The sequence below is a fragment of the Mucilaginibacter sp. FW306-07-L genome, from assembly GCF_058782065.1.
The window spans coordinates 177,488-199,444 of sequence record NZ_JBYSXI010000002.1; the positions used below are offsets into that span (position 1 = coordinate 177,488).

General features: G+C 45.0%; 18 protein-coding genes. 8 read left to right on the forward strand and 10 right to left on the reverse strand.

Annotation, left to right across the window (positions count from 1 at the left end):
• Nucleotides 1–50: 50 nt before the first annotated feature.
• From AC3WJC_RS10955 to AC3WJC_RS10985, 7 genes are all read right to left on the reverse strand, one after another.
• Nucleotides 51–758 (reverse strand): NUDIX hydrolase, encoded by a 708-nt coding sequence (locus AC3WJC_RS10955; protein ID WP_492399145.1) that lies wholly within the window; start codon nt 756–758, stop codon nt 51–53.
• Nucleotides 759–827: 69 nt separating this feature from the next.
• Entirely contained in the window at nt 828–2,090 is a 1,263-nt protein-coding gene (fucP, locus tag AC3WJC_RS10960; protein ID WP_492399146.1) for an L-fucose:H+ symporter permease, read from the reverse strand.
• Nucleotides 2,091–2,254: 164 nt separating this feature from the next.
• Nucleotides 2,255–4,309 (reverse strand): beta-L-arabinofuranosidase domain-containing protein, encoded by a 2,055-nt coding sequence (locus AC3WJC_RS10965; protein WP_492399147.1) that lies wholly within the window; start codon nt 4,307–4,309, stop codon nt 2,255–2,257.
• A gap of 7 nt (nt 4,310–4,316) precedes the next feature.
• The gene (locus tag AC3WJC_RS10970) at nt 4,317–6,785 is read right to left on the reverse strand and encodes a glutaminase family protein (protein WP_492399148.1); all 2,469 of its coding nucleotides are present in this window, start codon (nt 6,783–6,785) and stop codon (nt 4,317–4,319) included.
• A 141-nt stretch (nt 6,786–6,926) separates the two neighbouring features.
• Complete coding sequence (locus AC3WJC_RS10975; RefSeq protein WP_492399149.1) at nt 6,927–8,876, reverse strand: glycoside hydrolase family 97 protein; 1,950 nt, start codon at nt 8,874–8,876, stop codon at nt 6,927–6,929.
• Between the two features lie 39 nt (nt 8,877–8,915).
• Complete coding sequence (locus tag AC3WJC_RS10980; RefSeq protein ID WP_492399150.1) at nt 8,916–10,961, reverse strand: glycoside hydrolase family 31 protein; 2,046 nt, start codon at nt 10,959–10,961, stop codon at nt 8,916–8,918.
• 203 nt (nt 10,962–11,164) lie between these two features.
• Nucleotides 11,165–11,560, reverse strand: coding sequence for a group III truncated hemoglobin (locus tag AC3WJC_RS10985; RefSeq protein ID WP_492399151.1), 396 nt, complete (start codon nt 11,558–11,560; stop codon nt 11,165–11,167).
• 137 nt (nt 11,561–11,697) lie between these two features.
• Between AC3WJC_RS10985 and AC3WJC_RS10990 the strand changes: the two genes are divergently transcribed.
• Nucleotides 11,698–12,813, forward strand: coding sequence for an AI-2E family transporter (locus AC3WJC_RS10990; RefSeq protein WP_492399152.1), 1,116 nt, complete (start codon nt 11,698–11,700; stop codon nt 12,811–12,813).
• A 148-nt stretch (nt 12,814–12,961) separates the two neighbouring features.
• Here the strand turns inward: AC3WJC_RS10990 and AC3WJC_RS10995 are convergent, their stop codons facing one another.
• Nucleotides 12,962–13,678 (reverse strand): superoxide dismutase, encoded by a 717-nt coding sequence (locus tag AC3WJC_RS10995; protein ID WP_492399153.1) that lies wholly within the window; start codon nt 13,676–13,678, stop codon nt 12,962–12,964.
• A gap of 165 nt (nt 13,679–13,843) precedes the next feature.
• Between AC3WJC_RS10995 and AC3WJC_RS11000 the strand changes: the two genes are divergently transcribed.
• The 4 genes from AC3WJC_RS11000 to AC3WJC_RS11015 all read left to right on the forward strand — a co-directional run bounded on the left by AC3WJC_RS11000 (nt 13,844) and on the right by AC3WJC_RS11015 (nt 16,792).
• A complete protein-coding gene (locus AC3WJC_RS11000; protein WP_492399154.1) occupies nt 13,844–14,749 on the forward strand; it encodes a helix-turn-helix domain-containing protein in 906 nt (301 codons plus the stop codon).
• A gap of 85 nt (nt 14,750–14,834) precedes the next feature.
• Nucleotides 14,835–15,665 carry an SDR family NAD(P)-dependent oxidoreductase gene (locus AC3WJC_RS11005; protein ID WP_492399155.1) on the forward strand — a complete coding sequence of 277 codons (831 nt, stop codon included), beginning with the start codon at nt 14,835–14,837 and terminating at the stop codon, nt 15,663–15,665.
• Between the two features lie 25 nt (nt 15,666–15,690).
• Complete coding sequence (locus AC3WJC_RS11010; RefSeq protein WP_492399156.1) at nt 15,691–16,536, forward strand: SDR family NAD(P)-dependent oxidoreductase; 846 nt, start codon at nt 15,691–15,693, stop codon at nt 16,534–16,536.
• A gap of 19 nt (nt 16,537–16,555) precedes the next feature.
• Nucleotides 16,556–16,792: an Atu4866 domain-containing protein gene (locus AC3WJC_RS11015; protein WP_492399157.1), complete on the forward strand. Its 237-nt coding sequence runs from the start codon at nt 16,556–16,558 to the stop codon at nt 16,790–16,792.
• A gap of 390 nt (nt 16,793–17,182) precedes the next feature.
• Here the strand turns inward: AC3WJC_RS11015 and AC3WJC_RS11020 are convergent, their stop codons facing one another.
• Nucleotides 17,183–17,866: an HAD family hydrolase gene (locus tag AC3WJC_RS11020; protein ID WP_492399158.1), complete on the reverse strand. Its 684-nt coding sequence runs from the start codon at nt 17,864–17,866 to the stop codon at nt 17,183–17,185.
• Nucleotides 17,867–17,942: 76 nt separating this feature from the next.
• Nucleotides 17,943–18,404: an SRPBCC family protein gene (locus tag AC3WJC_RS11025; RefSeq protein ID WP_492399159.1), complete on the reverse strand. Its 462-nt coding sequence runs from the start codon at nt 18,402–18,404 to the stop codon at nt 17,943–17,945.
• Nucleotides 18,405–18,532: 128 nt separating this feature from the next.
• On the opposite strand from AC3WJC_RS11025, the gene AC3WJC_RS11030 reads away from it, so the two are divergent.
• From AC3WJC_RS11030 to AC3WJC_RS11040, 3 genes are all read left to right on the forward strand, one after another.
• Complete coding sequence (locus AC3WJC_RS11030) at nt 18,533–19,216, forward strand: response regulator transcription factor (protein ID WP_492399160.1); 684 nt, start codon at nt 18,533–18,535, stop codon at nt 19,214–19,216.
• Nucleotides 19,217–19,222: 6 nt separating this feature from the next.
• Nucleotides 19,223–20,593, forward strand: coding sequence for a HAMP domain-containing sensor histidine kinase (locus tag AC3WJC_RS11035; protein WP_492399161.1), 1,371 nt, complete (start codon nt 19,223–19,225; stop codon nt 20,591–20,593).
• A gap of 84 nt (nt 20,594–20,677) precedes the next feature.
• Nucleotides 20,678–21,952 carry a TolC family protein gene (locus AC3WJC_RS11040; RefSeq protein ID WP_492399162.1) on the forward strand — a complete coding sequence of 425 codons (1,275 nt, stop codon included), beginning with the start codon at nt 20,678–20,680 and terminating at the stop codon, nt 21,950–21,952.
• The last annotated feature ends 5 nt before the right edge of the window (nt 21,953–21,957 follow it).

A 21,957-nucleotide genomic window follows, 5' to 3' on the forward strand; every position in this document is an offset into this window, starting at 1 on the left:
TTATTAACCGGTTATAATTGCTTGGTTAATAAATATAGTGAATATTACGTTTACAGAAAAAATTTATTCGGATTAGGTACCAGGTTCAGGAATGATTCAAAGTTTTCCTCGTAGTGCGATTGATCTAAGGTATAATAGAACGCGCCCTTTTTGGAGGATTGCTTGTCCTTTTCGCTCAGTTTGATAAGCAAACCTGTTGAAAGCAGCTTACGGCTGAAGTTGCGGTCGTCAAACTTGGTTTGATAAACACCCTCATACAAAGCCTGCAACTGGGGGATGGTAAACTTTTCGGGCAGTAGCTGGAACAATATGGGATGCAGTGCCGCCTTATACATTAACTGCCTGCGGGCCAGCTTCACCATTTCGGTATGGTCGAATATCAGTTCTGGCATTTCCTCGGGTAAAAACCACTCGGCATGGTGCTCATCGTTCAGTTGCTTTTCGTACTCGTTGATGTCGATCAGCGCGTAGTAGGCAATTGACAAGGCACGTTCGCCGGGGTCACGGTCGGGCTTGCCGAATACGCGCAACTGATCCATGTAAACATTTTTGAGGCCGGTACGCTGCTCAAGCACACGGTTAGCGGCATCATCGGGCGATTCGCCGGGCTGCATAAAACCGCCCATTAAACTCCATTTACCTTTTTCGGGATCGAGGTTACGCTGAACCAGCAGCAGCTTGATGTTCCATCCGTCGAAACCGAAAATGATACAATCGGCAGCTACCAAAACCGGAGTTTCACCCGTATACTTATGCATGAATTATGAACTGTAGGTTAATAAAGGTGTAATTATAAATATTTACATCAACTGTAACAAATACAATTATTAAGCACCCTTAACATTCTTGTTCAGCTTTGGATACAGAAACCCGAAAAGGCCGATAACCGTGTAACATATTATAGGCAGATAGTAAGCTTTTGCAACATCGGTATTGGCAATTAAACCCATAATTGGCGGGAACAGCGCACCACCAACAACACCCATTACAATGAATGAAGAAGCCTGCTCAGTATGCTTACCCAGATCCTTCAGCCCAAGGCTAAATATGGTTGGGAACATGATGCTGAAGAAGAAATTGATTAGTATCAATGCCACGTATGATGCCCAGCCGTAACCCTGCGCGGCTACCACACACATTACAATAGCGCCGGTTGCAAATATGGCCAGCAGCTTATTTGGAGCAATGTAACTCATTAACAAGGTACCGATGAACCGGCCAGCCATGAGCATCACCATACTTAACGACAAAAAATAACCGGCTTTTTCAGAATCAAAACCCATCACCTCTTCGCCGTAGTTTATAAAGAATGCCCAGGTACCACCCTGTGCCGCAACATTGAACAACTGCGCTATTACCGCGAAAACATAATGCTTTCTTTTTGACAACCAGCTTAACTCCTGCCAAAAACCTTCCTTTACATTTTCGTTCGCGTCTATCGCGTAGGTATCTGTAGCTATAACATGAGGATCATTCAACACAGGTACCTTTACAAAAGAAAAGATAATACCTATCAGTGCTATAACAGCGCCAATTACTACATATAAAACCTTTACCGATGTTAAATCTACCGAACCGGCATCCACTCCCCTCAATATAAAGTAACTACCTATTGATGGGCCTAATATGGCGCCAACACCGTTAAAAGATTGCGCGAAGTTTATACGCTGGTCACTCGTACGCTGATCGCCCAGGGCGGCAACAAACGGGTGAGCAACAGTTTCCAATGTAGCCAGGCCGCAGGCTAAAACAAATAAGGCCACCCTAAAAAACGTAAAGGATACGGCACCTGCAGCAGGTACAAATAAAAACGCCCCTAAAGCGTATAAAAATAACCCCAGCAATACCCCATTTTTATACCCGAATTTTTTCATGAAGATACCTGCCGGTATACCCATAATAAAATAGGCACCGAATATAGAAACCTGCACATAGGCCGATTGTGATTTGCTCAAACTTAGTACAGTTTGAAAATGCTTGTTCAGTACATCGCCCATGGTGATGGCTATACCCCACAGCATAAATAATGAGGTTACAAAAGCAAAAACAACAAGATATTTTTTGTCGGTTAGTTTGGGTTTTTGATCCATAAAAAAGGTAACGGTTATAATTGGGTTTGCGCTAATGTATGTATTTTTTAGTACCGATTTATGTTGTACTTTATTTGTTACTGATAAACCGTGCATAAACAAGCAAGGCGTGAAAGTATGTACTTTCACGCCTTGCTGAAATGAATTATCCTACTATTTGCAGATTATTGTACCACCACCGGGAAGGATGAGATACGTAACCTTGCTCCGCCCATAGGCACCAATGTAAGATTGGTTTGCGGCTGCTCGGTTTTAACCGGGCTTTGCGGCAATACACCGCATAAACCATACTGATCTATCTGCCAGCCCGGTATTTGCTTACCGCTTGCCTTTAGCATAAGGGGGGCGGATTTGTTGGTGAACGGATTATTATCCGCGGGCCAAGTGCCTTTTACTACCGTGAATGATTGCTCCGGCTTTTGACTGTTCAGCAACAACCCATAGTTCCAGGGTGATGCGGGGTAGATCTCCCAGCTTGGCCATTTCACCGGATCGGCATTCTCCTGCCATTGCGAATCGCCAATGGCGGTTTGCTTGCTGTCCTTTTTCTCGTAACGCTCATCTATTTTAAGCGAGTAAGTAAGCGGCCCATAATTTACGCTGGCGCTGTTCTTATTTTTAGCCCATTGCCTAACCGCTATCTTCATAGGCAGTTGCAGGCTTATCTTGTCGCCGTTTTTCCAGGTGTTATCCAACTTAATGTATTCGCCGCCCTGCGCGGTAACCTTTACTACCTTGCCGTTAACCTTTACTACAGGAGCGCTGCACCAGGCAGGTACACGCAAATAAACCGGGAAAGCGTTTTTATCAAAGGTGATCACTTTCATGTCGATCACATCATTGAAAGGGTACTGCGTTGTGGTGATGATCTTGGTTAAGCCACCCGTACCTACCTTGGCGGTAACTTCGCCAGGAGCGTAAAGCAGCGCCGCGACACCATTATCAGGCGTAGCCATCCAGCTATTCTCGTTATAATACACCCACCCCGCCGAGTGGTTATGTTGGCAGCAACGGCTGCTGAAAGGGTTCATGGCCAAAAACGGACCGGTGTTGTCAATACCAGGCGAATGGTTCTTGCTATCGCTTACGACCATGTTTGGCGCGGTAAGGTATCGCAAGGCCTTATAATCCGACGTAAATGCCGCCGGGAAGGTATTGAAGGCTACGTCCTCACAGTTATCGGCCCAAAAGGTATCGCCGGTAAATTGCAGCAGGTATTGGTCTGATGTCATTTGCTCTACCAGTCCGCAGGTTTCAACGGCCTGGCGCGGGTCATCATAACCTTTACGGGCATTTTCGTCCGCACCGAACATACCGCCGGGCACCTGCCCATAAATATCACGTGTCAGTTTAAATACATCATAAGTAGCCTGCAGGTCGGCAGGGTTATTACTTTGCAGGTAATAAGTAGCCGGCTCGCGAAAGCATTGCGCTATGTTCACGTTATGCCAGTTGGGCAGGTTGCCCTTTTGCCGCCAGTCGGATGTGTTTTTATCCAGCTTGGTAGCCAGGTCAAGCAAAAACTTATTGCCGGTACGGTTATACAGCCAGTAAACGCTCAGCATGTTATCGCCGCCGCGGCTTTTCTCCCAGTAATCCTCTAAAAATTTATCATCCGGAATGCTTAGCTGCCATTTGAAGTACTTGGTCATTACATCAAGCACACGCGGATCTTTTGAATAATCGTAATATGATTGCAGGCACCAAAGCATCGGCATGTTCGTCCACAAGTCGCGCTTGCCGGGACCTTTTTCTACATCCGGACCAAAATCACCATTATCGCGCTGGTTGGTAAGCACCGCCTCTATCCAGAATTTGGTTTCTTTCAGCATCTTCGGGTCTTTAAGCACATAGGCCATATCGCCGTATCCTTTTAACCAGTACGGCAGTTCTTCCCAACCGTACTTGCCCTTGCCATCCTTGCTTAACCAGGCATTATCCTTTTTTGACAACCATATACTGATCTCGCCGAGGTTACCCGTCAGGCCATCGCGCTGCAACTCGAGTTGCTTTAACAGCCAGCCGCCGGGTTTAATGGCCGTTACCGGCAGCTTTACAAAGTATTGCTGCCGTAACGGGGCCTTGTTTGATGTGTAGTAACTATTAACCTTGCTGTTATCAACCTGCTTAATGGCCGTTGCGGTTTGCGCCATCAGGCTGCCCCCCTGCAATGCCAGCAGTGCTAAAAGCCAGGTTCTTCTCAATTCAGGTAAACACATAACCGGTTTATTTTTTTGATTTCATCTTATCGTAAAGCATCTTCATGTAGTAACCGCTTACCACACTACGTGCCTGAAAACCTACCATTTTGCCATCGGTAGTTTCGTGCCAGTCGTTCAACGGAACGCGTGATGGGGTTTCCATAGCGAATTTCCATATCGGGTTTACCAATGCTTCAAAATCCTTTTGATTGTTGGCCAGGGTTGCTGTCCATAATATCCAGTCAGATTTTGTGTAGGTTTTACGGCTATCTAACGGTAAACCGAACTCGTTTTGTTTGGTAAGATAGAATTTAATTTCCTTGTTATACACTTCCTGCGGAAACAGGTTCAGGCCTAATACCTTATCCCAAACAATGTTATATTTCTGGCTCCAGGTGCCTTTATTTTCAAAGGTAAGGGTGTAGTGGTCGCCATCACCGGCAAGCTCCATCCATTTGCTTACCATGCCTTTAGCTATTCCGCGGTATTTATCGGCAGTTTTAGTATCACCTAAACGCTGGGCCATATCGGCATAGCAGGCAATACCTACAATAGCTTTTGCTGATAAGTTGGCATTACGCGCCAGGTGACCTGCAAAGTCATCCGTACATAGTTGTGTTTTAGGATCAAAACCATCCTGAACAAGATAATTAACCCATTTGCTTAATACATCCCAATGTTTTTTAGCATAAGCCGCGTTACCATCTGCTTTTACAATAGCATCCGTAAGGATGATCATGTTGCCTGATTCTTCAACCGGCATATCCTCACCATAGGTTTGGCCGTTAGCCAGCGGATAGGTACCCAAATCGTGCGCTGCCCAATCTTTAGGGAATTTGCCGCTTTCGCTGTAGTAGAATATCCCGTTCATCATACCTTTAAGTAAACCGGTATTGTAAATGAGGTACATTGGCGCTGATGGATAGGTAATATCAACGGTGTTGATTGATCCGTTACTGAAGTTCTCTTTTGATAACCAAAGCAGATCGCCCTGCGGGCTTTTTACCAGGTTATGCGCCGCGATGCTTTGTCGGTAAGCCAGCACACAAAGGTCGGCATACTTTGCACCACCTGATTTCTTAGTGTCGGCATATAAACTTTTATCGAACGCCTGGCATTTACTGATCACCGATTTATACTGATCGGCAGCTAAAGCCAACTGGCCTTCAATGGTTTGCTTGCCTGAATTGTTCCACCAGGGGCGCAGGTTTTGTTTGAAGTACTGGATAGCATATACCTCATCATAACCCAGCTCAACATATTTTTCGACAGCGGTTGCACCTACTGTACCAAATGGGATAACCGTATTAAGCGCCAGCGAACGGCCTTGCTGTGCTGTTGATGTACGGCTGCCACTAACAAATGCGGTAGCTGCTTCGCTTTCGGCAGTGATAAATTGTGATACGTTCTCCGCCTTAGGGGCTGCAACATACATGTATCCCCAGTCGATACGTAAATCGTCGCCACTTTTCTTCAACACCGGCTGCGCGGTGGTACCGGCTTTCAGGATGGATAGTTTTGGCGTAGCGTATTTGGTAGCTTTAACCTCCTGCACCGGCGTATTAACTGCTACATCTGTTGACGCGCTGAACAACACTTTAACCGCATGGCTCTTGCCATCATTAGCTTTGGCTTTGTAGGCTATATAGCTTACCGGCCTTGCAATCAGATTCAGATCGCTCATTAATAGCGGCGAGGTAAAGGTAACATCCAAGTTAACACCGCCTGCTGTAAAATTATAAATGGTTTGGGTAGCGTTAACGGCAACCGCGTTTTGCTTAGCTACGGCCAGTTTATCGCTGCTGTTATCTTTTACCTTTTCAACCAAGCCTGCATCAAGGTAACGGCCACCGGCGGTATTGGCTACGTGGATGGCCAGCACGTTTTCGCCGTCTTTAAGTTTGCCTTTAACGTTATTGCTCAGCTTGATCATTTTAAAATCATTAGTCCAGCCTTCGCGGTCAAATATCTTATCACCATTTAAATATACCTCAACATTATCATCGTGGTTTATCTTCAGATACAGCTCATTCAGATCAGTTTTGGTATAGCTGAATGTACGGCGCACCCACAGGTCATGACTTTTCCAACTGGTTTTCACCTGGTCGTTATCACCAAATGGTGCTGCGCCTGTTTTCCATGAAACATCGTTAAAGTTCGCGCTGTTCCAATCATCGGCAGGCTTGGTTTCAGTATATTTTACGCTGTAACCTTTTTCATCAGATGCCGGCAATATGGTTTTGTACTTATCAGCAGCCTGGCCTAAAAAGCGGTAAAACTTACCATCAACGCTGATAACGCCTAATAATGATTGCGTTGCGCCGGTCCAATGGTTGGTTGATGATTCAGTCAGCTTATCGGTGTTTGACCAGATACTGAAATACGGATTGTGTGTTACTAAGGGGTACGAAGGTGCCTTTCTGTCCTGGGCATGTGCCACACCCGCCGATAAAAGGCAGGCGAGCGCAATAGAACGAAAACTAATTTTTTTCATTGCTTGTAAAGTATAGAATTAATTTAATTTGGTTTAACTGTAAGCCGTAAAGTTATAATAAATGTCTAACTGACAAAAATAAATAAAAAAGAGGATGAGCTTTCGCCTATCCTCTTCTTAGATGTGTTAGATGTAAATGGTTTAATTGGCCGGTTCAATACGTGCAACCCAACCGCCATCAGCTTCCATCTTAATATCAATAGCTTCACCGGCTTTAATAGTTTTAACCACCTGTTTAAAATCCATCGCCTGAAAATCGGCATTGATGCCATCCTTAATCAGTGTGATGTTGTAGGTAACGCCCGGCTTTAAAAAGCTGGTGTTGATGGTTAGCTCGTGCGGTTTACTGTTGCCCATAGCGCCTATAAACCAGTTGCCGCCTTTGCGGCGGGCAGTAACCACATATTCGCCTAATGAAGCATCAAGCACCTTCGTTTCATCCCAGGTAACAGGTACGCTGGTGATAAACTTGATGGCTTCGGGCTCGCGGTAGTAGTTATACGGGTTATCTGCCAGCATTTGCAGGCCACTTTCAAACACTATATACATCGCTAACTGATGCGCGCGTGTACCAATACTCATGGTATTTACCCAGGTTGGTTTATAATCTTTTTTATGGGCTGAGCGCATGGCACCCGGCGTGTAATCCATCGGACCAACAGCATTACGCAGAAAAGGCAGGTACAAATTATTGTCCGGCGTAGCTAAACCGCCGCCGATGTTTTGCTCCATACCGATAACACCCTCGTACGACAATACGTTAGGATACGCATACTCCAAACCGGCAGGCTTGAACGCGCCGTGAAAATCAACCAATATCTGGTGCTTGGCGGCTTCTTTAGCAACGCGGGTATAATAGTTAACCATCCACTGGTCGCTGCGATCCATAAAGTCGATCTTCATGCCGGCGATGCCCCACTTTTTCAGGGTTTCAAATATGTCGAAATGGTTTTCAACCGATAGCCAGGTAAACCAAAGAATGATCTTCACGTTCTTTTTTTTACCATAATCAATCAACTCGTGCAGGTTAATGGTTGGGTTAGGCTCAAAAGGGTTCTCGGTAGTTTTGGCCCAGCCTTCGTCCATAATAATATATGGGATGCCATATTTTGAAGCAAAATCGATATAGTATTTATAAGTATCCTGGTTATAGCCTGACTTAAAATCGACACCATATACATACGCATTGTGCCACCACTCCCAAGTTACCTGGCCGGGTTTTATCCACTTGGTATCTTTTAACTGGTTTTGGGTTGAAAGGCGTGCCACCATCTGGTTCGCAACTAACTCCTTATCCTGATCGGTGATCACCACAAAGCGCCAGGGAAAGTTGCGCTTGCCCGCGGTTTTAGCAATGTAAGGCGCTTCTTTCTCAATCTTCAAACTACGGTCGCCATCCGGACCAAAGGCCAGCGGCGCTTTAGGGAAAATGGCATCAACACTTTTATCACCGGTTGATTTTACGAAAAGACAAGGGTAATCATACAGATCAGCCTCAGATAGCAGCACCTTGTACTTTTTATTGTCGAACAAAATAGGCAGCACGCTCATTTTACCCTTATTTACATCGGCTAAAGGTTTACGCTGATATAATATCTCGTATGAAGTTTTAAAGCCCCCGGTTTCCAGGTACGATGCCTCCACGTTATCCGCGAAGTTCAGATGAACATCCTCGTTATTGATAGCGATAGAATCCTTTTTATTGGTAACAAAACGATACGCCACCCCATCATTATAAGCACGGAACTCCACGCTGTAATCGCCCTTTAAATCAAGCCTTAACTGGTTATAATTATTAGGCACCGAACTGTTTTTTAAGGATACCACCGGGTGTAAAACCGTATTGACTGTAGTAACCGCTTTTTTAATCAGCTTTGGTTTTTCGCCAAGCTTTTGCTTGCCCAGGTCAAGTTGCAGGTACGAGTTGCTCAACAAGGCATCGCCGTTGACGCTAACTGAGTAATTGATCCGGTCTTTAAGATCAACCGTCAGCTTGATCTTGTTATCGGGCGAGGTCAGATCAATGGTTTGCGCCATCAGCCTCACACCTGCCGAGAGCAGTAACGTGGTGAGTAGAATTTGTTTCTTCATGTGCTTATATTAAGTGATGTATTTAGTATCGGTGGACCGTTATTTAATTACTTCCCATTTTTTAATAATGAACCGTTTGTTTTTAAAGCTGCCTTTACGTTCCGCTTTTCCCTTTGCACCCTCATAGTTCAGGCTGATGTTGTTGTAATTGCCTTTATCGTAATTAAAGGTAACGCCGTCATCTTCAAATAAGCTACCTGTGGCTTTTTCGCCGTATACATAGCAGGTTATTTCAAATTTGGTATTGGGCGCTACATATTCAACCGGTTTAGCCATCGGCAAAACGGTGCCCTCTTTTATAAAGATGGGCAAATCAGTAAACGAGGTATTGATGGTGTATTCCCTACCGCCTTCCATTTTTTTACCGGTATTATAATCATACCAGATACCGGCAGGCAGGTAAACCTTGCGTTCGTTTTGCTTCTCGGTAAGCGGGGCGGCTAAAATGCCCTGCCCTATCATATACTCATCGGGTATGTTATACACCTTTTCATCATCCGGATAATCCATCACCAAAGCTCTGAACGGTGGGATGCCTTTAAAATGATAATCGGAAAAGGCATTATACAGATATGGCACCAAACTCATGCGGAAGTTCAGCAGCTTGCGCACATCGGCCTCTACCTCTTTGGCATTGGCCATCAGCTCGTTGTTGTTATTTTGCTTGATGTTGATTTGTAACCAGGGCGGGTTTTGCAGGTACCAGGAGTTATACAACGCCTGTGCTGATAATACGGCCGTTTGACTGCGACGCATCAGATCTTTCACGGTGTTTGACTCCCGCACCTCAGGCGACCAGATCAGCCCGGAAAAACCGGAGTTGACCACCATATCAATGTATTCGTTATGATCGTAAGTATCGCTGTATAAAGCTGCCGGATATGATGACGCGAACGAGCTTGAAGCCCTCACATCAAGATAAGTACGAATGTTGTTTTGCTTGTAGATATTGTAAATAGCCTTTTGATACAGCACACCAAATACCTGGTGCATTTGCTCGCCATCCAGCCCCGAAGGGAAACGGCTATGCTCGGGGAAACTCCAGGTGGCATCGCCCATGGTAATGTTGGAGTTATCGCACTCGTCCATCTTAAAACCGGATATACCCTGTTTTACAAAGGTGTTTTGATGGTAATCGGCAAATAATTTAGTAGCCTGCTTATCAGCAAAGTCAGGTACCAAACCGTTCCATACCAAATAATTGCCTGATTTATTTTTTAACTGCGTATACAGCGGCGATTTAGGATTAACAAAGGCGTGCTCCCATAAATTGATATGAAAACCCTGCCGTTTCATGCTATCGATCAGGTTTTGCGGATGAGGGAAAAACTCGTTGTTCCAAACGTACGAGCATGAGTACGATGCCGTTTGCCAGCGGGGTTCAAGCCCCAGCACATCGCAGGGAATATGATTATCCCGAAAATACGTGGCCATTTTTTTAACCTGATCCTGCTTAAAATCAGCCTTAACGCGGTATTTTACGCCTAAGCCCCAAATGGCAGGCAAGGCACCGCCGCCCGAAAAAAGGTTATAACGCTGCATAACGCTCAGCATATCCGGCCCTTCAAAAATGTAGATCTCAATGCCTTTGGCTCCCGGTACATCAGCCGATACATAGCCTGCCGAACCGCCTTTGTTAGCATACAACTCATTTACCGAATTGCCGCCATTGCTTTGCGTGGTTGTCTTTACCTCGTTAATATTTTTAGCGGTAGTGCCGCAATAAAAAGTAGTGTAGCGGGCGGTGTTTACCAGTATGCCATACCCTTTGTTTGATACGTAAAAGGTTGTCGGCGCATGTGTATAGCCTAAATTGGTGGACGGATTATCATTAACGATTGGCTTTTTACGTAAGCCGCGCTGGTTAAATGAGCCTATCTGCAAGCCGAAGCCATAAAGTTGTTCCTTATCATCCAATGGCACTTCAACCAGTACGCCCCTTTCGTTGATGTTGATACCAATATTATTGATATCAAACGGTAGCTTACCGGCTGGTAGCTTTTGCATGGCAGCTAACTGCGGTTTTTCATCGCAAAAACTATAGGGTGTTAACGGGTCTGTTTGTCCTATGGTTATCTTTTTCACCCCCGGCGCAACCTCAATTATTTGCCTTTGCTGCGCAAAAACGGCGAATGCAGAAATGTGGGATAAAACAATGAGACAAAGAAACTCGCGTAAGCGGAAATTAAGAGACATGTTTAATTAGCATTGGTTAGCTGTTAAACATACAGATAAAAAACTTTTAGATAAAAATTATTGAAAAAACGTTTTTGCAAATCGCCTGATTGTTACAGGATGTTATGACCTGAATTGCGGAAGTGAGTGATCTTGATCTGGAACATCTCGGCCATTTTGCCTGCCCGCCATTTGGCTTCGGTGGCTTTATCGCCGGTAAAAAGTTCGTCAACGGTATCATTAAAGATGCCGAGCCAGGTTTCAAAATGTTCGCGCTCAACTGGTAGTTGAGCATGTGGCGGAAACGGGCGGCCAAAATAAGTGTACTCCTCTAACAATATGGTTTGCCAAAAGCTGTACATTTTTTCCAGATGCTGCGGCCATCGGTCCTGAATGCGCTCATTAAAAACAGGGCCGATTAAGGGGTTTTGCTGCACCTTGCCATAAAAGGTATCCACCAGATTTTTTATATCGCCCAGGTTAAATATATCCTTATCTGCTGCCATCATCAGCAAAGTTAAATAATGTTTTTGCACGCAACGTTACACTGGTGTAATAAACGTTTGTAAAAGCGCTAATTATTAATGCCATATACTAAACAAAATGGCAGGTATTATGCTTATCACAGTAACTTTTTACTTCAATCATGAAAGAACTTCCGATCACCGTTAAACGGTCAATCGAGTTGCTTGGGCTGGCGCTGTTAGGTGCGCTGTTCATCATCGGTCAAAACCTTATTATGCCCTTGCTGATGGCATTTTTTATCAGCCTGATGCTGTTGCCCGTGCTCCGGTTTTTCCGGCGGTTAAAGGTGCCCGAAGTGATAGCCATATTTTTACCTATCCTATTACTATTTATTTTTCTTGGCCTGATTGTATGGTTCTTCTCCGCGCAGATCGGGTCGCTGGTTGCTGATTTTCCGCAGATTGAAAAAAATGTGGCCAAGCACCTCAGCTCTCTCAGCTTATGGATAGCGCAAAAGTTTGACTATTCTGCCAAAGAACAATTGAAATTTATTGACGAGCAAAGCAACAAACTGCTTGGTTCTTTAGGTAATATTTTAGGCGGCGCGGCTGGTTCGGTAGGTAACATATTGTTATTTTTTGGCTTGTTGCCTATTTACATCTACCTGATATTGCTTTACAAAAACCTGCTGGTACGCTTTGTATTTATGTGGTTTGAACCTGAGCAGCATACCAAAGTAGAAGAAGGCATGCGCGCTACCGAGAGCATCATTAAAAGCTACCTGATAGGTCTGCTGATACAGATCACTTATATCACCGTGCTATTAGGGTTGATATTGTTTTTATTCGGTATAAAACATGCGCTGCTGATCGGGGTAATATTCGCTTTTTTAAACCTCATCCCCTACCTGGGAGCCTTGATCGGCAATGTATTGGGTGTGCTGATCACGCTGGCCTCCTCACAGGAAATACTGCCTATTTTTATCGTGTTAGGTGCAATAGCCGTAGTTCAGTTTTTGGATAACAATATACTGATGCCACGCATTGTAGGCTCAAAAGTAAAGATAAATGCCCTGGCAGCTATCGTCGGGGTAATTTTGGCGGGCACAATGGGTGGCATATCTGCAATGTTTTTGGCGCTGCCGATCATAGCGGTATTAAAGATCATGTTCGACAGATCGGAACAGTTTAAACAATGGGGCGTGCTACTTGGCGACGAAAGGCCGAATCTTAGTCCGATGAATTTCCCGGTTTTTCGCAAAAAGAAGAATGTTTCAGATAAGCCGACGACCATTTAGTCATTGGTCAATAGTCATTAGTCATTGGAAAATAATTAATCCAATGACTAATGACAGCGAAGCGAATGACCAATGACAGCGACTAATGACAGCGAAGCGAATGACCAATGACAGCGAAGCGAATGATCAATGACAACGCAGTGAATGACTAAACCATCCTTTTAGCAACCGCGTCCCAGTTTACTACGTTCCACCAGGCGTTGATGTAGTCGGGGCGTTTGTTTTGGTATTTGAGGTAGTAGGCATGTTCCCAAACATCAAGGCCTAAAAGCGGGGTACCTTTAATCTCTGAGTTATCAAATAAAGGATTGTCCTGGTTTGCGGTTGAACCTATTTTCAATTTAGCACCATCCTTAACCAGCCATGCCCAGCCGGAGCCGAAGCGTTTGGTAGCGGCATCAGCAAATTCAGTTTTAAACTTATCGAACGAGCCGAATGAGGCATTGATCGCATCAGCAACCTTACCTGTTGGCGCGGCCGACGTTGATGGCGCTTTCAGGGTCTCCCAAAAAAAGTTATGGTTCCAGGCCCCACCGGCGTTGTTACGTGCCTTAGCAGATAATTTGGAAGCATTGGCAAAAAATTCCTTTTCGGTTGTATATGGTATTTTTTCGCTTACTATTAGCTCATTGATCGTTTTTATGTACGAAGCATGGTGCTTGGTGTAATGTATCTCATTGGTAAGCGCGTCAATGCTCGGCTCAAGGTCGGCATATTTAAAAGGCAGCGGCACTTGTTTAAAAGCAAAAGCGGCTGGTTTCGGCTCACCTGCTATAGCATTAGTAATAAATGAGTTACCTACGGTTACCGCGGCAGTGGCAGCAAGCGAGGTTTGTATAAATTTACGACGGCTGTTGTTTTCCATGATGTATGAATTATGATTTAAACAATGCTAACTTAACAATTTATATTAAGCGTATGTTTAACTGCATGTTACTAATTAAGGCTTATTGCAATGTTGTTACATATTACCATGACCAGCACAAACAGACATTTGCATTTAATAGTTTGAATTACGTAAGTTTGCACTATGATAGCCGCAACAGAATCATTAGAAGATTTTTATCAGCAAAAGTTTAACTGGCTACCCGATAACCTGAGCCAGGACATAGGGCATTTTAATGTTTTTCGACTGGAGGATTGCCATGGGCCAAACAAAACACCGGTAAAATATAGCCGTCGGGATTATTATAAGATCACCCTGTACACAGGCAAAAGCCGCTATCATTATGCCGATAAAAGTGTAGATGTTGACGGCATGGCACTCATGTTCTTCAACCCAAATGTGCCTTATACCTTTGAATTACTGTCTGAAGATATGGAGGGTTACTTCTGCATATTTAAGGAAGGTTTTTTTACCGAGCGCCTGCGTACCAATATCTACGATCTGTTTATGTTTACACCCGGTGGCAAACCATTGTATACCCTTAACAGTGAGCAGTATCAGGAGCTATCCACTATTTTTGAAAAGATGCTTAAAGAGATCAGCTCCGACTATCGCTTTAAGTATGATCTGCTTAACAGTTACACCAACGAGGTGATTCACTACGCGTTAAAGCTGCAACCTACCGAAACATTATATAGTCATCCAGATGCCAACTCGCGCATCACATCCATATTCACCGAATTGCTGGAGCGGCAATTCCCTATCGAGTCTACCTCACAGCGCTTTACCCTACGCTCTGCCAATGATTTTGCCGACAAGCTATCGGTACACGTTAACCACCTCAACCGGGCCATCCGCCAAACTACGGGGCGCACTACCAGCAGTCATATATTTGAGCGGCTGGCTAACGAAGCCCGCGTGCTGCTTAAACACACCAACTGGAACATTTCCGAAATCAGCTATACCCTCGGCTTTGATGAGCCCGCGCATTTTAACAACTTCTTTAAAAAACAAACCCAGCTTACGCCATCAGCCTATCGCAATGTGTGAATTTTGCAATTTTTGGTTTGATTAACGCTATCGCCCCCCTTTAATACCATATTACCTTTGTACTGTTAATAAAAATAACAGCACAATGGAAAACAAACAAATATGGTTTATAACCGGGGCCTCAAAAGGTTTAGGCCTTTCACTTGTAAAGAACCTTTTAAATGCGGGCCATGCTGTAGCCGCAACATCGCGCAAGCTGGCCGAACTGGTTACCGCAGTTGGCATTCACGATAATTTTTTACCGCTACAGGCCGATGTTAAGCATGAAACAGCCATTGCGACAGCCCTAAAAAGCACAGTTGAAAAATTTGGCCGCGTAGATGTAATCGTTAACAATGCCGGTTATGGCATAGGCGGCAGCATTGAAGAGTTAAGCGATGAGGAAACCCGTGCAAACTTCGACATTAATGTATTCGGCACGCTGAATGTAATCCGCCAGGCCATGCCTTATTTGCGTGCACAGCGGTCAGGGCATATCATCAATATATCATCCATAGCAGGTATAACCGCCAATACCGGCTGGGCTATTTATGCCGCCACAAAATATGCCATTGTAGGGCTAACAGAATCATTAGCCGCTGACATTAAAGAGTTTGATATTAAGGCTACCGTAGTAGCGCCGGGTGGCTTCCGCACCAATTTCCTGGAGCCTGATTCTATCTACATCGGCCAAAACCCGATAGCCGACTATACCGCGGTGCGTGCCACACACGAAAGGTATTTGAAAATGAGCGGTGCCCAAGCCGGCGATCCCGACAAGGCAGCCACCGCCATGATCGAGCTGGCAGCCATGGAAAACCCGCCACTCTACCTGTTGCTGGGCAGCGATGCTTACGCCCGCGCTAACGAAAAGGTTGAAAGAATGAACGCCGAGTTTAAAGAACACGAAACGTTAACCAAATCAACCGACTATTAAGTAATCACTAAATAAACTATAAAAAATGAACAAGCAAAAAACATGGTTTGTAACCGGGGCTTCAAAAGGTTTGGGGCTATCACTGGTAAAACAATTACTGGCGGCAGGTTACAATGTAGCTGCTACCTCACGCAACGCTGCCGAGCTTAACCAGGCAGTAGGCAACCCTAATGATGAATTTTTGCCGCTTGAAATGAACATCAAAAGCGAGCAAAGCGTAGCCGAAGCTATCAATGTAGCTGTAAAGCACTTTGGTAAAATTGATGTTGTGGTAAACAACGCCGGTTACGGTATGCTGGGCAGTTTAGAAGAATTGAGCGAAAACGAGGCTTATGATAACTTCGCGGTAAATGTATTTGGTTCGCTGAATGTGATCCGCAAAGCAATGCCGCATCTGCGTACGCAGGGTTCAGGCCATATATTCAACATTGCCTCTATCGGTGGCTTTACCGGCGACTTCCCCGGCTTTGGTATTTACTGCGCTACCAAGTTCGCGGTGCATGGCTTTACCGAATCGCTGGCTGCCGAAATTAAAGAGTTTGGCGTACATGCTACGGTAGTATCTCCGGGTTATTTTCGTACCGACTTTTTAACCGCGGGCTCAATGGCTGTTCCTGAAAATCCGATAGCTGAATATAAAAGCGTTCGTGATTCACAAAACTTTCACGAGAACGACATGAACGGCAACCAGGGTGGCGATCCTGAAAAAGCGGCCCTTGGTATGATCAAGGTAAGCGAAGCAGAAAATCCGCCGGTACATTTGTTTTTAGGTGAGGATGCTTACAACATGGCTTACAAAAAAATGGAGAATGTAAAAAAAGAGCTGGAAGCCTGGAAAGAAGTTACCGTATCAACCGGTTTTGATGCCTGATCTAAATAATCAAATTAACATGGATAATAAGTATGCAGGCATGTGGGTAACCAAAGATGGCTATATACGCCATGAACTATTACCCAACGGCCGTTATGACGAAGCCCGCGGCGACCGCGAAAGCGCTTACCAGGGCAACTACACCATTGAAGGCGACCATATTGAGTATGTAGACGATACCGGTTTTACCGCCGACGGCGACTTCAGGAACGGAATATTGTATCATGCAGGTATGGTTTTGTACCGGCACGATTGATACCTCACCCCAACCCCTCTCCAAAGGAGAGGGGCTTTTTTGTTTGAACTCTTTTTTTCTGCCGTTTCGAAGCGTTAGCGAGAAATCTGCAAGCGTTCATCGCCGGGTGACAGATTCCTCCTCGTACCTCGTTCGGAATAACAATCTTGTACGCACAATCTGTAAATAACACTTAATATCCGCATTAGAATGCCCGGAGAAATCTCTTCGGAATAAGCTTATGGATAAGTTGCTCGGAGATTGGCCCCTCGTACTTGCGGGTTTTATTCGTTTTTTCTATTTGTCATTTCGAAGCGTTAGCGAGAAATCTGTACGCGTTCATAGCCGGACGACAGATTCCTCCTCGTACCTCGTTCGAAATGACACTTTTTTTACATAAAAAGATAGGCTTTACACCATTTCCAATATCTCCCTGATACTGGTTATACTTTCAAACTTCTCATTATCAATAACGCCCTCAATCTGCTCATGCGCCCAGGTAATATGGTAAGGCACGTGAATGGCCGAGCCGCCGATGTTGAGCACCGGCATAATGTCCGATTTCAGGGAATTACCGATCATCAGTAACTCATCAGGCTGAATATCCAGGTGCTTTACCAGTTTAAGGTAATTGGCATCATCCTTTTCAGACATGATCTCGATATGATGAAAGTAATGGCTCAGTCCTGATTTTTTGAGTTTACGTTCCTGATCCAGCAGGTCGCCTTTGGTTGCAACCACTAAGCGGTAGCGCCCTTTAAGCGCGCTCAATACATCTTCCACACCATCCAGCAGTTCAATAGGCTCATCAAGCAAGCCTTTGCCCAGGTTGATAATCTGCCCGATAATTTGAGCAGGGATGGTATTATTGGTAACCTCAAGGGCCGTTTCGATCATGGAGAGGATAAAACCCTTTACACCGTAACCGTATAATTTAAGGTTGCCTATTTCGGTTTTCAGCAGCTCACGTTCAAGCGAGTGCTGCTGCAAATACTCATTAAGCAGTATATAAAACGCCTCTTCGGTACGCCTGAAATAGGGTTCATTCACCCAAAGGGTATCATCGGCATCAAACGCGATAACTTGTATACTCATAGCGCGTTAAAAATAGTGCTTTGTATAGCAACTATCCTATTTTTATTGAGGCTGATAGATAAATTTCTCCCGTGATCTATTTACCATTCTTCATAAAATCAAACGCGCCTTTACGCAGGTTGATGCCATACTCCAAGTAAGCCTTTAAGCAAGCTAAAAAATTAGCCCAGCCCTCGGTATTATTTTTCAGCCATTGTAGTGAAGGTTCCTGTTCTGCTGAACTCTTCTCGGTAACGGTAAGTTTGGTAGCACTATCGCCCTGTGGGGTTAATAGCATCTCCACTAAAAATGGCGTGCCTTCAACATCCCAGGTAAGGGCTATTCGTTTATCAGCTTCGATCTCCTTTACATTCACCGGGTATTCACCCTCAAATTCAGGGAAGCTCCACATCACCTGCTTGCCTTGTTCTAAACGGGCACTGCCTTTCGAGATAAAGTAATTCGACATTTTTTCGGGATCGATAATCGCCTCGAACACCTCAGCGGCGGGTTTGCTGATCTGTATATTGGTTTTGATCTCAAAATCGGCTGTATTCATAATGGTAGTTTTTCTTATTAGTATCAAACTTAGCACCAAAAATTAAACCTTACGTTATAATTTACAGCGGGTTATTATAGTAGGCTATAATTGCTTAAAATTGCAAACCGCTACCTGCATTAATTTATATGACGCGTATTTGTTTAGTTGAAGACGAAGAAAAGGTTTCATCCTTTATAAAAAAAGGATTGGAAGAGCATAACTACAGCGTTGATGTTGCCGCCGATGGTGTGGCCGGGCTTACCATGATGCTGCAAAAACAGTACGACCTTTTTATTCTGGATATGATGCTGCCCCTGCTTAGCGGCATGGAGCTTTGCCGGCAGATACGTCAAAAACAACAGGATGCCCCTATACTGATACTAAGCGCCCTTGGTACTATTGACGATAAGGTGAACGGCCTGCACGCCGGTGCTGACGATTACCTGGTAAAACCCTTTCACTTTAAGGAGTTGCTGGCCCGTATTGAGGCCCTGATGCGCCGCAGGCAACCTGCTGATGCGGCAGGCAGCCACTACCTTAATTTTAGCGATCTGAAACTGAACATCTGGAATAAAACCGCTGAGCGTGCGGGTAAACAGATAGCCCTGACCGCCAAGGAGTACGCCCTGCTTGAGCTTTTTATCCGCAATGCCAACAAGCTGTTATCACGTGAGTACATCACCGAAAAGGTTTGGGGGATCAATTTTGATACGCAAACCAACATGGTTGACGTATACGTGAACTACCTGCGCAACAAAATTCAAAAAGGGTTTGATAAAAAGCTGATACATACCGTTATTGGCATGGGCTACATTTTAAAGGAGCAATAACAGCCCATGAAGATCAAAACCCGCCTGTCGTTATACTTTACGCTCATTAGTTCGGGGGCTTTGCTGCTGGTACTGGTGGCGCTGTACCTGGCGGTGTATTCATTCTCCCGCGAGGACTTTTATGACCGCCTTACCGACCGCGCCAACGTAGCCTCGCAACTTTATTTAAAGGCCGACGAGATCAATGCCGACTCGCTGGTGCAGGTACAGCAACAGTACCTTGACAAGCTGAACGGCGAGGTAATAAAAGTGTATGATGATGATAACCGGTCGGCATTTAATACCCACAATAATATTTTTTGGACGGATACCATTATTGAACAGGTACGTAAGGATAAGTACCTCAAATACCAGGATGGCAGCCGCCAGGTGGTAGGTAAACTCTATCATGATAACCAGGGCGATTTTGTGATACTGGTATCAGCCGTTGACCGAAGTTTCGCGCGCCGCGTTACCATGCTGAGCCAGGCGGCTGTGGTGCTGTTTATCGTATTTACAGCGGTATTGTTTTTTGCCGGGCAGATATTCGCTAACCGCGCCCTCGCCCCAATTAAAAAGGTGATCACCCAAATGGGGCAGATACGCTCAAGCAACCTGCACATGCGGGTAGAGGGTGCTAAAAACAAAGATGAGATCGATGAACTGATCAGCAACTTTAACAGCCTGCTGGAGCGGCTTGAAAACGCATTTGAGCTACAGCAAACCTTTGTAGCCAATGCCTCGCACGAGTTGCGCACCCCGCTTACCAGTATTATGGGCGAGGTAGAAGTAGCCTTAACCAAGATACGTAATACCGATGAATATGAGCGCATCCTGGCATCCATATCTGCTGATGCGTTGCGCCTGCAGGAAACCATCACCAGCCTGATGGAGCTGGCCCAGGTAGATATGAATTATACCCAGGCCAAAATATCACCAATCAGGGTTGATGAATTACTTTGGGAATTGCACGAAAGCTGGACAGAAAAGAAAGGCCCCGGCAAAGTGCATCTTACTTTAGGCAATATGCCCGATGATGATACCGAACTTGAAATTCAGGGCAACAAGCCCCTGCTCTACATCGCTCTGAATAATATTATTGATAACGCCTTTAAATACTCAGGCGGTGAGCACGTGAGTATTAAGTTTGAAGCCTTGCCAACCCGGGTGAGTATAGCCATCACCGATCAGGGGCCGGGCATAGCGGAGGCTGACCGCCAGAAAATTCTTCGCCCCTTTTACCGCGCGGGTAATGTTAAAAAACTGCCCGGCAGCGGGCTCGGCCTTTACATTACCGATAAAATAATCCAGTTGTGCCACGGCAGCATACAAATTCTGCCTGCCGCTGAAAAAGGGAGTACATTTATAGTTCAATTCGCTAAAAATGGCGCGTTATAAATTCTAATGGCATTTTAATGCAGGTTTAATTCGCTTCCAATTCGGCCATTATAGTTTTGATCTATCGAAAGATCAGAACAAAAAATGGCACCTTATAAAAATTTATTCAAACTACTGCTGCCCGTACTGGCAATATGCAGCGCCCCGAAGGCCTACAGTCAGACAGACACCCTTAAGCTGAACTTTAAGGACAGTGAAAAACTTTTTTTACAAAACAACCTCACCTTACTGGCCCAAAAGTATAATGTAGATGCCTCAAAGGCGCTCATTAAACAGGCCGGTTTGTGGGATAACCCGGTATTAAGCACCGATCAGAACATTACCGATAAGTCGGGCAAGTTTTTTGATCACAGTAAAAACAACGGGCAGATATTTTTACAACTCAGCCAGGTGTTTACCACTGCCGGTAAGCGTGGCAAACAGGTACAGGTAGCCAAGGATGATGCCAGCATACAACAAGCCGAATTTGACGACCTGCTGCGCAACCTGCGCTACAACCTGCTGCTTGATTTTGCACAGGCATCAAACCTGATTGAACAGGGCAAGGTTTACCAAACCGAAATAGCATCGGCACAGAACCTGGTGAATGCCATTCAAAAATCGTACGAGGCGGGTAATAATTCCCTTAAAGATGTGGTGCGTTTAAAGGCGTTGCTTTTTAGTTTGCAGAATGATTTGGTGGAGAATAACCGCCAGCTTACCCAACTGCAAAGCGAACTTAAAACGTTGCTTGGCGTACCCGCTGATAAGTTTGTAGCGCCCGTTATTAATTTTAAAATAACAGATACACCGCTTAACGCCGCAGAGCTTGCCGAAAAGGCAAAAACCCTGCGTGGCGATTACCTGGCCGGCCAGTTTACCCTACAACAAAACAATGATAATGTAGCGCTGCAAAAAGCCTTAGCCAAACCCGACGTTACCGTTGGCGTGGCCTATGACCAGAACAGCAGCTACGCGCCGCAATATGTAGGCTTACAGATCAGCGTTCCGCTACCCCTTTTTAACCGCAATCAGGGCAATATTAAAGCAGCCAAACTCAGCGCGCAGGGCCAGCAGTTTATAGTACAGAACAATGCGTTGCAACTACAAAACGATGTGTATTCGGCTGTAAACCAATACCGCCTCAGCAACCAGTTGCTTGGCCAAAGCGAAACTGATTTTTACGACCGTTATGACCAGTTGTACACCAGTATGCTCAAGAGCTTTAAGCAAAGGCAGATCAGCCTGCCCGAGTTTGTGGATTTTTTTGACTCGTACAAAGACACCAAGCTCAAAATATTACAGCAACAATTTAACCTCAATAAAGCCATTGCCGATCTGAATTTCGCGGTGGGCACCACAGTAGTTGATCCTCTATAAACAAC

Bases quoted from the DNA above. Each gene is read 5' to 3' on its own strand.
- AC3WJC_RS10975 (WP_492399149.1), bottom strand. From the start codon at position 8,876: ATGAAGAAACAAATTCTACTCACCACGTTACTGCTCTCGGCAGGTGTG.
- AC3WJC_RS11000 (WP_492399154.1), top strand. From the start codon at position 13,844: ATGATAGCCGCAACAGAATCATTAGAAGATTTTTATCAGCAAAAGTTT.
- AC3WJC_RS11035 (WP_492399161.1), top strand. From the start codon at position 19,223: ATGAAGATCAAAACCCGCCTGTCGTTATACTTTACGCTCATTAGTTCG.
- AC3WJC_RS11005 (WP_492399155.1), top strand. From the start codon at position 14,835: ATGGAAAACAAACAAATATGGTTTATAACCGGGGCCTCAAAAGGTTTA.
- AC3WJC_RS11040 (WP_492399162.1), top strand. From the start codon at position 20,678: ATGGCACCTTATAAAAATTTATTCAAACTACTGCTGCCCGTACTGGCA.
- AC3WJC_RS10995 (WP_492399153.1), bottom strand. From the start codon at position 13,678: ATGGAAAACAACAGCCGTCGTAAATTTATACAAACCTCGCTTGCTGCC.
- AC3WJC_RS10965 (WP_492399147.1), bottom strand. From the start codon at position 4,309: ATGTGTTTACCTGAATTGAGAAGAACCTGGCTTTTAGCACTGCTGGCA.
- AC3WJC_RS10970 (WP_492399148.1), bottom strand. From the start codon at position 6,785: ATGAAAAAAATTAGTTTTCGTTCTATTGCGCTCGCCTGCCTTTTATCG.
- AC3WJC_RS10990 (WP_492399152.1), top strand. From the start codon at position 11,698: ATGAAAGAACTTCCGATCACCGTTAAACGGTCAATCGAGTTGCTTGGG.
- AC3WJC_RS10955 (WP_492399145.1), bottom strand. From the start codon at position 758: ATGCATAAGTATACGGGTGAAACTCCGGTTTTGGTAGCTGCCGATTGT.
- fucP (WP_492399146.1), bottom strand. From the start codon at position 2,090: ATGGATCAAAAACCCAAACTAACCGACAAAAAATATCTTGTTGTTTTT.
- AC3WJC_RS11020 (WP_492399158.1), bottom strand. From the start codon at position 17,866: ATGAGTATACAAGTTATCGCGTTTGATGCCGATGATACCCTTTGGGTG.
- AC3WJC_RS11030 (WP_492399160.1), top strand. From the start codon at position 18,533: ATGACGCGTATTTGTTTAGTTGAAGACGAAGAAAAGGTTTCATCCTTT.
- AC3WJC_RS11015 (WP_492399157.1), top strand. From the start codon at position 16,556: ATGGATAATAAGTATGCAGGCATGTGGGTAACCAAAGATGGCTATATA.
- AC3WJC_RS10985 (WP_492399151.1), bottom strand. From the start codon at position 11,560: ATGATGGCAGCAGATAAGGATATATTTAACCTGGGCGATATAAAAAAT.
- AC3WJC_RS11025 (WP_492399159.1), bottom strand. From the start codon at position 18,404: ATGAATACAGCCGATTTTGAGATCAAAACCAATATACAGATCAGCAAA.
- AC3WJC_RS11010 (WP_492399156.1), top strand. From the start codon at position 15,691: ATGAACAAGCAAAAAACATGGTTTGTAACCGGGGCTTCAAAAGGTTTG.